Source organism: Enterococcus eurekensis, from assembly GCF_042654605.1.
Lineage (GTDB): Bacteria > Bacillota > Bacilli > Lactobacillales > Enterococcaceae > Enterococcus_I > Enterococcus_I eurekensis.
The window spans coordinates 34,750-49,042 of sequence record NZ_JBHSGT010000037.1; the positions used below are offsets into that span (position 1 = coordinate 34,750).

At 37.2% G+C, this 14,293-nt stretch carries 13 protein-coding genes; 11 read left to right on the forward strand and 2 right to left on the reverse strand.

Annotated features, from left to right (window positions below; translation table 11 throughout):
* The first annotated feature begins 15 nt into the window (after positions 1–15).
* From rbfA to ACFO3L_RS05505, 11 genes are all read left to right on the forward strand, one after another.
* Positions 16–363, forward strand: a complete 348-nt coding sequence (rbfA, locus tag ACFO3L_RS05455; RefSeq protein ID WP_379964629.1) for a 30S ribosome-binding factor RbfA — start codon at positions 16–18, stop codon at positions 361–363.
* 146 nt (positions 364–509) lie between these two features.
* The gene (gene truB / locus ACFO3L_RS05460; RefSeq protein WP_379964632.1) at positions 510–1,445 is read left to right on the forward strand and encodes a tRNA pseudouridine(55) synthase TruB; all 936 of its coding nucleotides are present in this window, start codon (positions 510–512) and stop codon (positions 1,443–1,445) included.
* 4 nt (positions 1,446–1,449) lie between these two features.
* Positions 1,450–2,391, forward strand: coding sequence for a riboflavin biosynthesis protein RibF (gene ribF / locus ACFO3L_RS05465; protein ID WP_379964634.1), 942 nt, complete (start codon positions 1,450–1,452; stop codon positions 2,389–2,391).
* A 128-nt stretch (positions 2,392–2,519) separates the two neighbouring features.
* Positions 2,520–3,077 (forward strand): methylated-DNA--[protein]-cysteine S-methyltransferase, encoded by a 558-nt coding sequence (locus tag ACFO3L_RS05470; protein ID WP_379964636.1) that lies wholly within the window; start codon positions 2,520–2,522, stop codon positions 3,075–3,077.
* A 140-nt stretch (positions 3,078–3,217) separates the two neighbouring features.
* On the forward strand, positions 3,218–3,901 hold the full coding sequence (locus ACFO3L_RS05475; protein WP_379964639.1) for a phosphoribosylaminoimidazolesuccinocarboxamide synthase: 684 nt from the start codon (positions 3,218–3,220) through the stop codon (positions 3,899–3,901).
* Between the two features lie 175 nt (positions 3,902–4,076).
* Positions 4,077–5,246, forward strand: coding sequence for a radical SAM family heme chaperone HemW (gene hemW / locus ACFO3L_RS05480; protein WP_379964641.1), 1,170 nt, complete (start codon positions 4,077–4,079; stop codon positions 5,244–5,246).
* A 134-nt stretch (positions 5,247–5,380) separates the two neighbouring features.
* Positions 5,381–6,427 (forward strand): heat-inducible transcriptional repressor HrcA, encoded by a 1,047-nt coding sequence (gene hrcA, locus ACFO3L_RS05485; RefSeq protein ID WP_379964643.1) that lies wholly within the window; start codon positions 5,381–5,383, stop codon positions 6,425–6,427.
* A 33-nt stretch (positions 6,428–6,460) separates the two neighbouring features.
* On the forward strand, positions 6,461–7,015 hold the full coding sequence (gene grpE / locus ACFO3L_RS05490) for a nucleotide exchange factor GrpE (protein WP_379964645.1): 555 nt from the start codon (positions 6,461–6,463) through the stop codon (positions 7,013–7,015).
* Positions 7,016–7,056: 41 nt separating this feature from the next.
* A complete protein-coding gene (dnaK, locus tag ACFO3L_RS05495) occupies positions 7,057–8,880 on the forward strand; it encodes a molecular chaperone DnaK (protein ID WP_379964648.1) in 1,824 nt (607 codons plus the stop codon).
* 154 nt (positions 8,881–9,034) lie between these two features.
* Positions 9,035–10,189, forward strand: a complete 1,155-nt coding sequence (gene dnaJ, locus ACFO3L_RS05500) for a molecular chaperone DnaJ (RefSeq protein WP_379964650.1) — start codon at positions 9,035–9,037, stop codon at positions 10,187–10,189.
* A 236-nt stretch (positions 10,190–10,425) separates the two neighbouring features.
* Positions 10,426–10,554, forward strand: a complete 129-nt coding sequence (locus tag ACFO3L_RS05505) for a hypothetical protein (RefSeq protein ID WP_379964652.1) — start codon at positions 10,426–10,428, stop codon at positions 10,552–10,554.
* 619 nt (positions 10,555–11,173) lie between these two features.
* Here ACFO3L_RS05505 and ACFO3L_RS05510 read toward each other — a convergent pair.
* Both ACFO3L_RS05510 and ACFO3L_RS05515 read right to left on the reverse strand, forming a co-directional pair.
* Positions 11,174–11,911 (reverse strand): amino acid ABC transporter ATP-binding protein, encoded by a 738-nt coding sequence (locus ACFO3L_RS05510; RefSeq protein WP_379964654.1) that lies wholly within the window; start codon positions 11,909–11,911, stop codon positions 11,174–11,176.
* Position 11,912: 1 nt separating this feature from the next.
* Positions 11,913–14,060 carry an amino acid ABC transporter substrate-binding protein/permease gene (locus tag ACFO3L_RS05515; protein ID WP_379964656.1) on the reverse strand — a complete coding sequence of 716 codons (2,148 nt, stop codon included), beginning with the start codon at positions 14,058–14,060 and terminating at the stop codon, positions 11,913–11,915.
* Between the last annotated feature and the right edge of the window lie 233 nt (positions 14,061–14,293).

A 14,293-nucleotide genomic window follows, 5' to 3' on the forward strand; every position in this document is an offset into this window, starting at 1 on the left:
TAAGGAGGATGTCGCATGACTAACTATCGTAATCGTCGTGTCGCTCAAGAAATTTTAAAAGAAGTCAACCAGATTTTACGAAAAACAGTACGTGACCCTCGGGTTGAAGATGTGAATATCACAGATGTTCAAGTAACTGGTGATTTACAACAAGCAACAATCTACTATAGTATTTTGTCTGATTTAGCTTCAGATAAAAAAGCGGCTCAAACAGGACTAGACAAATCAACTGGCTTGATTCGTAGAGAATTAGGTAAAGTTTTAACGCTTTATAAAACGCCTGAGATTGTTTTTGAACTGGATGAATCCGTTGCATACGGAAATAAAATCGATGAAATGTTACGAAATTTAAATCGAGACTAATTAGTCGTATTGAAAAACAGAAGCACTCATTTCATGTGGGTTCTTCTGTTTTTTCTCTTTTTAATGGCTGAAAACTTTGGAATGTCTAAAGTTTCGAAACATGCTATAATGGGACAGTTGAAATGTTTATTAAAGGTGTGAAAACGATGGATGGAATTTTACCTCTATGGAAAGAACGCGGGATGACAAGTCATGATTGCGTTTTTAAATTAAGAAGAATATTAAAAACAAAAAAAGTTGGACATGGTGGAACTTTAGATCCAGATGTTGATGGCATTTTACCGATTTGTGTGGGTAAAGGAACAAAAGTAATTGAATTTTTAACGGATTCAGGCAAAATATACGAAGGTGAAATTACACTTGGCTATAGTACGACAACGGAAGATATTTCTGGTGAAATTGTCGAACAAATGCGAATTGAGACACCTTTTTCCGATGAAGCAATTGATGCAGCGATGGCTAAGCTAATTGGTGAAATTACGCAAATTCCGCCAATGTATTCAGCTGTTAAAGTCAATGGTAAACGATTGTATGAATATGCTCGGAATAATGAAACAGTTGAGCGTCCGAAACGGATTGCGCAAATTGATTCCTTTGAGCGAACTTCAGAAGTTGTTTGGGATCCTGAAACAGCTACGCAACGTTGGCGTTTTAAAGTGGCATGTGGTAAAGGAACGTATGTCCGGACATTAGCAGTGGATACTGGCGTCTTGTTAGGCGTTCCCGCTCACATGTCTGATTTAACCCGAATTGCTAGTGGTGGTTTTACGAAAGAACAAGGCGTAACACTTTACCAAGTCGCTAAACTGATGGAGAATAACCAATTAGCAGAGGTCTTATTGCCTGTTGAGTACGGTGTTCAAGAATTCCCAAGAATCGATATCACTGACGAGCTATGGGGACAAATCAAAAATGGCGCGCGTCTTACGTATCAAGAACTTGGTCTTAGTGAAATGCCGACGACTTTATTAGCGATATACTATCAAGGGATGGTCGTTAGTCTATATGAAGCACACCCAACCAAAACAGGCATACTTAAGCCTCGAAAAGTTTTAAGAAACGAGTTAGGAAAGGAATCATAAACACATGCAAATTATTGAAATCCGACACCCTTATCAGCCAGAAAAAATCCCAACAGAACCTGTTGTTCTTGTGCTTGGATTTTTTGATGGAGTACACAAAGGGCATCAAAGAGTCATCGAACAAGGACGCAAAATTGCGGATGAAAAAAGCTTGAAGTTAGCATTGATGACTTTCAATCAACATCCCTCAATTGTCTTTCAAAAAGTTCCAGTCGATGAGATGAAATATTTAACGAATCTAGAACAAAAAACCAATTTGATGGCTCAATTTGGTGTTGATTATTTATATATTGTTGAATTTACTTCAGATTTTGCCGGCTTGGCTCCTCAAGCATTTGTTGATCAATATATGGTTGGTCTACATGCTCAAGTTGTTGTGGCAGGTTTTGATTATACTTATGGTAAACGTGATATTGCGGATATGCCGAGATTAACGACTTACGCTAATGAACGTTTTGAAGTTGTAACCGTCCCTAAAGAGACACTAGAAGGTGAGAAAATTAGTTCTACTCGGATACGTAAAGAGTTAGATGCCGGGAACATGGAAGAAGTTTCAAAACTTTTAGGTTATGATTATACTTTTGGTGGAACTGTGGTTCATGGTGATGCTCGTGGTCGTACGCTTGGTTATCCAACAGCCAATATTCAAATTTCAAGAACAACCCATTTGCCAACAGAGGGTGTTTATATTACAGAAATAAAAATTGGTGATCAATGGTACCCTTCAATGGGTTCGATTGGTCGTAACGATACTTTTGAAAAAAATCGACCGATAACGGTTGAAGTCAATATTTTAGATTTTAATCAAGATGTTTATGGTGAAAAAGTTGAAGTCCGTTGGTTACACCATTTACGCGGACAAGTGGCCTTTTCAGGTGTTGAAGGCTTGATTAAACAACTGAAACAAGATGAAGTGGATACAAGAGAATATTTTGATAAGCGCTAAGTAAGAATGAACTAAGAAAAGAGTAGAAGATGATCTGCTCTTTTTTTGTTCTCTTTCAATCATTTATTCTTTACAAACGGTTTTAAAGCCATAGAATGAAAGGAGAGATAAAAAAGGTGGGGACGAAAATGGAGATTTATACGCAAACATATGATTCGCCAATTGGTGATATTTATTTAACAAGTGATGGTCAAGCACTAACTGGGATTTATTATAATCGCAGTGAGTTTGAAAAAAAGAATCCCTTACTTCATCAAAATAAATCGGATATCACTTTGTTTTTGACAGTCAAACGTTGGTTAGATGCTTATTTTAGAGGAGAACAACCTGAAATTGATTTTCCTTTAGCGCCGCAAGGAACTGATTTTCAGGCAAAAGTCTGGGAAGAAATCCGGAAAATTCCTTATGGTCAAACAACAACTTATGGAGAAATCGCCCAAAAAATTGCAAAAAAAATGGGGAAAACAACGATGTCAGCACAAGCGGTAGGTGGCGCTGTAGGTAGTAACCCAATTTCGATTATCATTCCTTGTCATCGAGTGATTGGCAAAACCGGTAGTGTGACTGGTTATGGCGGTGGTATTGAACGAAAACTAAAGCTTTTCGCACTAGAAAAAGTCCAAGAATCAGCTTATTTTGTGCCTGAAAACGTGAAAGAAGCTCGATCGTTCGTTAATTATGAATAATGTGATGACATCCTTTTGATTATTATCCGAATATTAATAAAAAAACGAACAAAAAGTTTCTGATAAGTATTTTCATTCACAAAAGAATGTGGTAACCTATGTTTGTTCCAAAAATACTTAATAATTTAAAGGGGTGCGTTATGGAATTCATTTACAAAGGCAAAACAAAAGATGTTTATCAAAAAGAAGATGGCAATATCCGGTTATTCTTTAAGGATGAAATGACTGGAAAAGATGGTGTTTTTGATCCAGGTGAAAATCAAATTGGTTTAACGGTTGAAGGCTCTGGAAAATCAGGTTTAACCGTTAGTAAACATTTCTTTGAACTACTGAATGAAGCAGGAATCGCTACCCACTTCCTAGCGGCGGATTTAGAAGAGAAAACAATGGATGTTACAAAAGCTTCTGTTTTTGGTAAAGGGCTAGAAGTTATTTGTCGCTACAAAGCAGTAGGAAGTTTCATTCGTCGTTATGGAGATTATATTGAATCGGCTGCCGATTTACCAGGTTATGTCGAAATTACGATTAAAGATGATGAGCGCCAAGATCCATTTATTAATGAAGATGCTTTAGTTTTGTTAGGTATTTTAGAAGCAGGCGAATATGCGATTATTAAAGAGCAAACGAAGCGAATCAGTGATCTAATTAAAGCGGAGCTCGCAACAAAAGGCTTAACACTCTACGATATTAAATTGGAGTTTGGTCGCGGTGAAAAAGCGGGCGAGATTATTTTAATTGATGAATTGTCTGGTGGAAACATGCGTGTCTTCAAAGGCCAAGAATCTGTCTATCCGTTAGATTTAGAAAAATACTTGCTTAATTAAAAATATTGTGGAGTCAGCTATCCTAGTGATAGTGACTCCTTTTTGTTAGTTTACTTTAGGATAATTGAAAAGCCTCGTTTGAGACATGACTTCATTTAGAAATATAAAGTAAAATTATGCTATAATAGGGAGAAATCTTGACACTGTCAAATAGTTATTGAGGAGTTTTTTTACATTGAAAGAAATCAAAAATAATCTCCGTAGAAGTACTTCTGCGTATATCCATATCCCTTTTTGTGAGCATATCTGCTACTATTGCGATTTTAATAAAGTTTTTTTAGAAGGCCAACCGGTCGACGAATACATTGAGGCCTTATTAAAGGAAATTCAGCTTACTTTAGAACAATATCCAACTGATGTTTCCGAAACCATTTATATTGGTGGTGGGACACCGACGTCTTTGTCAGCTAAACAATTGGACGTTTTACTCACAGGTGTCCATCGCTTGTTACCGACTTCGACGACTAAAGAATTAACAGTTGAAGCTAATCCAGGCGACTTAACTAGTGAGAAGCTAGATATCTTAAAATCTCATGGAGTGAATCGTTTATCAATGGGTGTTCAGACATTCGATGATCGTTTGCTAAAAAAAATTGGTCGCAAACATTCAGCACAAGATGTTTATGATACGATTCGTCTGCTTGAAAAAAAGCAGTTTGATAATGTTAGCATTGATTTGATTTATGCTTTACCGGGCCAAACAATTGAAAGTTTTCGCGATACGTTAAATCAAGCATTAGCGTTTGGCTTACCGCATTATTCGATGTATTCGCTCATCTTAGAAAATAAGACGATGTTTATGAATTGGGTGCGCCAAGGTCGTTTGGAATTACCCAGTCAAGAAAGTGAAACACAAATGTTTGCCGAAGCGATGGAGGCGATGGAAAAAGCCGGCCATCATCAATATGAAATTAGTAATTTTGCAACGCCTGGGAAAGAATCGATGCATAATTTAGTTTATTGGAATAATGAAAATTATTTTGGTTTTGGTGCGGGAGCGAGTGGTTACCTCGGTAATCAACGTTATAAAAATGTCGGACCGATTCAACATTACTTAAAACCGTTGAGATCAAACCAACGGCCAATCATTGAAACGGAAGAGCTAACGTTAAAAAATCAAATTGAAGAAGAAATGTTTTTAGGATTACGGAAGATCGAAGGTGTTTCATTGGCTAATTTTAAAGAAAAATTTAAGAAAGAATTGACTGATGTTTATCAAATGATATTACCTGAATTAGAAGAAAAAGGACTGGCAATAATCGATGAAAACCGCTTAAGGTTAACGTCTAAGGGGTTATTCATCGGCAATGATGTTTTTGAAAAATTCTTACTTGAAAAAGAATAACGACCGTGTTAGCACTTGATTCGATTGAGTGCTAATTTTTTTATCGAAATCCTTGACAAACAATGAGAATGTGGTATATTTATAATCGTATTAGCACTTATGATAAAAGAGTGCTAATAAGGGGTGAGAAAAATTTGTTAACTGAGAGACAAGGTGAGATTCTACGATTAATCATTCAAAATTATACGACGACGGGGCAACCAGTCGGATCGAAAACGTTGATGGAAGCTGGCATTGCTGCAAGCTCAGCAACAATTCGTAATGAAATGAAGTTACTGGAAGAACATGACTTACTAGCTAAAACGCATTCTTCATCCGGTCGTGTACCATCTATGAAAGGTTATCGTTATTATGTTGATCATTTGTTGCAACCAGTTGAAGTTAACCCCGAAGAAGTGCGCTCAATTCGTCAAGGGTTAGGTAAGGAATTTCACGAGATTAATGAAATCATCCAACAATCTGCAACGATTCTATCAAATTTGACTAGTTACACGGCGCTTTCTTTAGGACCTGACGTCAACGAACGACGATTAACGAGTTTTAAAATGGTTCCGCTCAATCACCGGCAAGTGGTTGCAATTATTGTGACAGACAAAGGAAACGTCGAAAATCAAGTCTTTACCTTACCAAAGAATATTCGAAGTGAAGAATTAGCTATTATGGTCCGGATTATCAATGATCGTTTAATTGGTGAACCACTGATTACGGTTTATCACCGTTTACGGACAGAAATCCCAATGATTCTCCACAAGTATTTCCAAACAACGGATGGCATTCTCGAATTGTTTGAGAGTATGCTTAATCATTTGTTTGAAGAACGAATCTATGTTGGCGGTCGTATGAATTTACTTGATTTTGAACCAAATCAAGATAAACTTCAATTTAAGTCAATGTATTCGTTTATGAAAAATCCTGAAGAATTAACGCAATTGTTAGCGCCGCGTGATTCTTTAATCCGAATTAAAATTGGTTCCGAACTTGGCAACGACTTATTACAGAACATGAGCTTGATTCAAGGAAGTTATGCGATTCAAGGACATGGACATGGGACGATTGCTTTATTAGGACCATCGAATATGCCTTATTCGAAAATGTTTGGATTGGTCGATTTATTTCGACGAGAATTATCTGTTAAATTGGCTGACTACTATCGTGAACTAGACTCGGGTAGTGAGTCCTAATATAAGTTTTATTTAAGAAGGGATGTTCGTTAATTGTCAGAAGAAAAAGAATTAGAAATCGCTGAAGAACAAAATGCGGAAGAAACTGTTGACAATCAAGCGGTTGAAGAAGTTGAGACAGAAGAAGTAGTTGAACTTTCGGAAGTTGATGAATTAAAAATCAAATTAGATGAAATGGAAGACAAGTTTTTACGTGTTTCTGCTGAGATGGCTAATGTCGTGCAACGTAATCGAAACGAGCGTGAATTGTTGCAACGTTACCGTTCGCAAGATTTAGGTAAGAAATTATTACCTGCTATTGATAATTTAGAACGTGCAATGGCAACAGAAGCAACGGATGAGCAAAGCATCGGACTAAAAAAAGGCGTTGAAATGGTCTTAGAAAGTTTACGTTTTGCATTGAAAGAAGAAGGGATTGAAGAAATTCTTGCTAAAGGTGAGGCTTTTGATCCGAATGTTCATCAAGCGGTTCAAACGATTCCTGCTAGTGAAGGTGTCGAACCTGATACCGTAGTAGAAGTGTTGCAAAAAGGGTATAAACTACATGATCGCGTTTTACGTGCAAGCATGGTCATTGTAGCTCAATAAAAATAAAAAATCGAATCGAAAAATAAAGGAGATCATTCATTATGAGTAAAATTATTGGAATTGACTTAGGTACTACAAACTCTGCTGTTTCTGTTTTAGAAGGTGGAGAAGCGAAAATTATTACAAACCCAGAAGGAAATCGTACAACACCATCTGTTGTTTCATTTAAAAATGGCGAAATTCAAGTTGGTGAAGTAGCGAAACGTCAAGCAGTGACAAATCCGCATACAATTTCATCAATTAAACGTCATATCGGTGAAGCTGGATTCAACGTTGAAGCAGAAGGTAAAACATATACACCTCAAGAAGTTTCAGCGATGATTTTACAATACTTAAAAGGTTTTGCTGAAGACTATTTAGGTGAAAAAGTTGAAAAAGCGGTTATTACAGTTCCTGCATACTTTAACGATGCACAACGTCAAGCAACAAAAGATGCTGGTCGTATTGCTGGTTTAGAAGTAGAACGTATCGTTAACGAACCAACAGCCGCAGCTTTAGCGTATGGTTTAGATAAAACAGATCGTGAAGAAAAAATCTTAGTATTTGACCTTGGTGGTGGTACATTTGACGTTTCAATTCTTGAATTAGGCGATGGCGTGTTTGACGTATTATCAACAGCCGGCGATAACCATTTAGGTGGGGATGACTTTGATAACAAAATCATTGACTACATGGTAGCTGAATTCAAAAAAGAAAACGGTATTGATTTATCAGCAGATAAAATGGCTGTTCAACGTCTAAAAGACGCTGCAGAAAAAGCGAAAAAAGATTTATCAGGTGTAACAAGTACACAAATTAGCTTACCATTTATTACTGCAGGTGCAGCAGGTCCATTGCACTTAGAAATGAACTTAACTCGTGCAAAATTTGATGAATTAACAGCTGACTTAGTTGAACGTACAAAAATTCCAGTTCGTCAAGCCTTAAAAGATGCTGGCGTATCACAATCTGAAATTGATGAAGTTATTTTAGTTGGTGGTTCAACTCGTATTCCTTCAGTAGTTGAAGCAGTTCGTAAAGAAACTGGTAAAGAACCAAACAAATCAGTTAATCCGGATGAAGTTGTGGCAATGGGTGCCGCAATCCAAGGTGGCGTAATCAGTGGTGATGTGAAAGACGTTGTATTATTAGACGTAACACCATTATCATTAGGTATCGAAACAATGGGTAGCGTGTTTACAAAATTAATTGACCGTAATACAACAATCCCAACAAGTAAATCACAAGTATTCTCAACAGCAGCAGATAACCAACCAGCAGTAGATATCCATGTATTACAAGGTGAGCGTCCAATGGCTTCAGACAACAAAACATTAGGTCGTTTCCAATTAACAGATATTCCTGCAGCACCACGTGGTATTCCTCAAATCGAAGTAACGTTTGATATCGATAAAAACGGTATTGTTAACGTATCAGCAAAAGATTTAGGAACTCAAAAAGAACAAACAATTACAATCAAATCTTCTTCAGGTCTATCAGATGAAGAAATCGATCGTATGATTAAAGATGCTGAAGCAAACGCAGAAGCAGATAAAGCACGTAAAGAAGAAGTTGATTTACGTAACGATGTTGATTCATTATTATTCACAGTTGATAACACACTTAAAGAATTAGAAGGCAAAGTGGATGCTGATGAAGTTAAGAAAGCAGAAGAAGCTCGCGACGAATTAAAAGCAGCTGTTGAAGCAGACAACATCGAAGAAATGAAAACAAAACGTGATGCGTTGAATGAAATTGTTCAAAATTTAACGGTTAAATTATACGAACAAGCCGCTCAACAACAAGCACAACAAGATCCAGATGCTGCTCAAGGTGGCGCAGATGATATCGTTGATGCTGATTTCGAAGAAGTAGATAACGACTAATTGCGTTATTTTGAAAAAGCCAAAGCCAACGAACTTTGGCTTTTTCTATTGAGACTTTTTAAGCCTTTCATTAGAATGGTGAAAAGGGTGTTTCTTCCAGTCTTTTTGTGATAGAATACGAAAGACTGAAATGCTTATAAAGTGGGGGAAGTAAATGGCAACAAAAAGAGATTATTATGAAGTCCTTGGTGTTCAAAAAGGTGCTTCTGATGACGAAATTAAAAAAGCGTATCGCAAGCTTTCTAAAAAATTCCATCCAGATATCAATAAAGAAGCGGATGCAGATGTGAAATTTAAAGAAGTTGCTGAAGCGTATGAAATTTTAAGTGATCCACAAAAACGGGCAGCGTATGACCAATATGGCCATGCAGGTACCGATCCGAACTTTGGTGGTGGAGCAGGCGGCTTTGGCGGCTTCTCTGGTGCTGGTGGGTTTGGTGGATTTGAAGATATTTTTGAATCATTCTTTGGTGGTGGCGGTCGAAGTGTTAATCCGAATGCCCCTCGTCAAGGTGATGACCTACAATACTCAGTGAATTTAACGTTTGAAGAAGCCATTTTTGGTGCGGAAAAAAATGTTCAATATAAACGTGAAGAAACTTGTCATACGTGTCATGGAAATGGTGCGAAACCTGGAACAGAGCCAACAACTTGTCACAAGTGTCATGGTGCGGGGACAGTTAATGTCGAACGTCAAACACCGCTTGGTCGTGTAATGAGTCGCCAGACGTGTGATGTTTGTCGAGGAACAGGGAAAGAAATTAAAGAGCCTTGTCCGACTTGTCATGGTAGTGGTCATGAAAAGAATACGCATAGTGTGAAAGTGAACGTACCAGCTGGTGTTGAAAATGGGCAACAGATGCGTTTAGCAGGTCAAGGTGAAGCGGGAACAAATGGTGGTCCTTACGGTGATTTATACGTTGTCTTTTATGTAGAAGAAAGTGATATCTTTGATCGTGACGGTGGCGAAATTTATTATGAATTGCCATTAAACTTTGTTCAAGCAGCGTTGGGTGATGAAATTAACGTACCAACGGTTCATGGAGATGTGAAGTTAAAAATTCCAGCGGGTACCCAAACAGGTACAAAATTCCGCCTGCGTGGAAAAGGTGCACCTCGCTTACGTGGTGGCGGCAACGGCGACCAACAAGTAACCGTTAAAGTTATGACACCAAGAAACTTAAGTGAAGAGCAAAAAGATGCTTTACGAAATTATGCAAAAGTTAGCGGACATGAGACAAATGAGCAGTATAGTGAAGGTTTCTTTGATAAAGTTAAAGATGCTTTTGGTGGTAGTAAGAAAAAATAAATCAATAAAACAAAACGTTCAGCAATCTTTTTAGATTGTTGGGCGTTTTACTTTTATAGAAAAACCGTCCAGTTAATTCTGGACGGTTACTTTCGGTTGTATAATATTTGGTTTTGATGAAAGAAAATCTCATAGAGATTTTCTTTCATCACTTTTTTAATTTTGACGATAAAAAGAGGCCTCAAACTGATAAAATGTAGTCGACTAAAACAAAAACAAAACAGGAGTGAAGTGTCTTGGACAATAATACTAGAAAAATGCTTGGATTAACAGATGAAAATATTACTTTCCCAGAAGATTGGCTGAATGATGCGGAAATAAAAGGAGTTACTGCTCAATTAATGGAGTTTTTACTTATAAGCTGACTCATTGTGAGAAATGCGGGAGAAAAAATCAAGGTGAACTCGTTAAGAATCGAACAAAAACCACCCGTAGGCAAATGGCTTTATTCCGTAACATGTTAATCTATTTAGAGCTGAAACGTTCACGGTTTCTTTGTCGTAATTGTGGATATACCTTTAATAGATCGCACCTACATCATTCAAGGATTAATTTTCGACCCACTGAAGCTTGATATGATAATTAGCAAACAATTTGAAGACAGCGCTAGCGAACCAAAGGAAAATACCTTGTGCCAGCTGCGTCAAAAGGCGAAATGTGAATTACTCTGGTTTAGTGCTTTAGCACTTAACTAGAGTTTGAAGCTATCAAGCTGTCACGCAGAGCTTGATATTGTATCCGTAACTCACTAGGTTCGAACGGCTCCAATAACTACAGTCACTATTCGCTCATTTCATACCGTTTCGAAGCGGTCTCGCAGTTTTCGCAAACAATGAGATTTTTCGCAGGGGAGTGGGAGGCGCGTCCCCTCTTTTCTAATGTCAAAAAATCGATAGAGAAACAAATTCTCTACCGATTTTGACGATTATTTTTACTCATTTTGGGCCCATCAACACAATTTTACGAACAACCTTACTTTTGTATTTAAATATTTAAAACTTTATTTAAAAAATCTTGTGTGCGTTCATTTTGTGGGTTTTCAAAAATTTGTTCTGGTGTACCATCTTCTAAGAAATTACCACCATCAATGAACATGACGCGATTAGCAACTTCTTTGGCAAATCCCATTTCGTGCGTCACAATTACCATCGTCATTCCTTGTTTGGCAAGACGTTTCATCACGTTCAACACATCGCCAACCATTTCTGGATCGAGAGCGGAAGTTGGTTCGTCAAAAAGCATGATATCAGGTTCCATAGCTAGTGCACGGGCGATAGCAACACGTTGTTTTTGACCGCCAGATAAACTCTCCGGATATACGCCATTTTTATCGGCTAAACCAACGCTGTCTAGTAAGCGAATGGCTTTTTCTTCCGCATCTTTACGAGAAAGGCCTTTGAGATCCATTGGTGCGAGTAAAATGTTTTCAAGTACTGTTAAGTGGGGAAATAAGTTGAAATGTTGGAAAACCATCCCAATATGTTGACGGATTTTATTGATATTTGTTTTTTCGGCGGTTAAATCATCACCACTAACATAAATTTTACCGCTCGTTGTTTCCTCAAGTCGATTTAAACAACGTAAAAAGGTTGATTTTCCTGAGCCTGAAGGACCAATAATACAAACAACATCGCCTTCGTTAATTGTCGTGCTAATATTTTTTAAAACGGTATTGTTACCATATTTTTTGACTAAATTTTTAACGATAATTTTTTCAGTCATTCTAGTTCACCTTCTTTTCAAGTGATTTTGCTAATTTGGTTAATGCGGTAATTAATAGTAGGTACATGATTGCGATAATTAAATAAACGTTGGTCGTTTGCATTGTACGAGCAACAATTATTTTACCTGTTTGTAAGAGTTCGACGATTCCGATAACGGAAATAATTGTGGTATCTTTTAAAGAGATAACGAACTGGTTGACAAAAGAAGGAATCATAATTCGAATCGCTTGTGGTAAAACGATTTTTTGCATTGTACGCATGTAAGAAATTCCGAGACTACGAGCGGCTTCTGTTTGCCCGATCGGTACAGCGTTAATCCCACCACGAACAATTTCGGCGATATACGCACTAGCATTGAGTGTTAAGGTAATAACTCCGGCTGTAAAGTCAGGAATCGTTAAACCGATTGCATCAGATAAGCCGAAATAAATAAATAGGGCAAGGACCATCATTGGGATACCACGAATGATATCAACATAAATTGATGCGAAAACACGAAGAGCTTTAATTGGAGAAACACTCATTAAGCCGAAAATAATTCCGACAACTAATGCTAACCCAAAAGAAACCAAGGCTAAAACAATCGTTTGACCTAGACCTTTTAGTAAAATTTGATAATTATTTTTTAAAATACCGAAGAAGGTCGATTCATCAACGGTTTCTTTCTGTGGATTTCCATCATGGATATACGTTCCAAGAATTTCTTCGTATTCACCAGTTCTTTTCATTTCTTTCAATGCCTCGTTGAACATCGCTAAAAGCTCCGGATTTTGGCCTTTTTTAACAGCAAAGCCGTATTGCCCACCGGATATTCGTTCAAGTGGAGCGGCTAGTTCTTGCCCTTGAGCAATAGCATAACCGATAACTGGATAATCATCCATTAAAGCGTCAATCGCACCGACACGGACAGCATCATAGAGTTGATCGGCAGCATCGAAATATTTTACAGTAAAATCGTATTTTTCTTTATTGGCTTCTAAGTAGTCAGCACTTTCAGTTCCAACTTTAGCTCCAATTTGTTTACCTGCTAAATCGTCATAACTTTTAATACTGGTGTTATCTGACTTAACTGCAAGTTGAATGCCACTATCAAAGTAAGAGTCTGAGAAATCAAAGACTTCTTTTCTGGTATCGGTAATTGTCATACCGGCAATCACGGCGTCGGCTTGGTTAGACTCGACAGCTTGGACAGCGCCGGAAAATCCGATATGATTAAATTTAAGCGTAAAACCTTGAAGTTCAGCTGCTCTTTTTAAGAGGTCGACATCAATTCCGACATACTCATTATCTGTATTTTGAAATTCAAATGGAGCAAAAGCGGAGTCGCTTGCGATGGTATAGCTATCCTTTAGTGGTTCGATTTTCTTCATCGTTTCGGTTGAAGATGAGCTTTGTGTGATATAAGTGTTGACGATTCGTTCGTACTCACCAGAGTTTTTTAGTTTTTTTAGACCGATATTAAATTTTTCAAGTAATTCTTGATTTTCGCCTTTTTTAACAGCAAAACCGTAAGAGTTCCCCTTTTCAGGTTGGCCAACAAGTTTGAATGGTTCACCTTGATTGATTGCATAACCTAAAATCGGGGCATCATCAAAGATGGCGATTAAAGCATTATTTTTTAAAGAACCATATAATCCAGTTGCGTCTTCGTAAACTTTAATTTCGTAACCGTATTTCTCTTGGTTTTCTTCTAAAAAAGCAGCACTTTCGGTACCGACTTTGGCTCCGACTGTTTGACCAGCTAAATCTTCGTAGTTAGAAACTGTCGCGTTATCTTTTTTGACAGCCATTTGAATACCACTGTCAAAATAAGGATCAGAGAAGTCGAATGTTTTTTTTCGTTCTTCGGTAATGCTCATTCCGGCAATCATGCCATCTAATTGATTGGATATGACACCTTGAATCGAGGAGTTAAAACCTAGGGGTTGAAAATTTACTTTGAACCCTTGGTCATCAGCGATTGCTTTAAGTAAATCAATATCGATTCCGACGTATTCATTATCTGTATTTTGAAATTCAAAGGGAGCAAATGTAACATCAGTTCCAATCTGGTATGTTGTTTCTTCTGCTGCAACATTTTTTGTTGTGAAAAGCAGCCCTGTCAATAAAATTGAAAAAATAGAAAGTAGTTTTAGACTTTTTTTCATATAAAATCCCTCCAGTAATAAGTCTGTTGTAAAATTATAACGTAATAAAAACCAAATAATCAATCTTTTTAGTTTAAATGAGTGGATTTTAATATAATTCGTAACATGTCGTGTTATAAGATATGACATAAAGAAAAGGTAAAAGCGTTTTAATTGAAGAGAAAAAAATAGCGAAAGTATGTTCGCTATGGTAGAATAATGACAGAATGAGATTTGATAGAAAGTAGGAAATC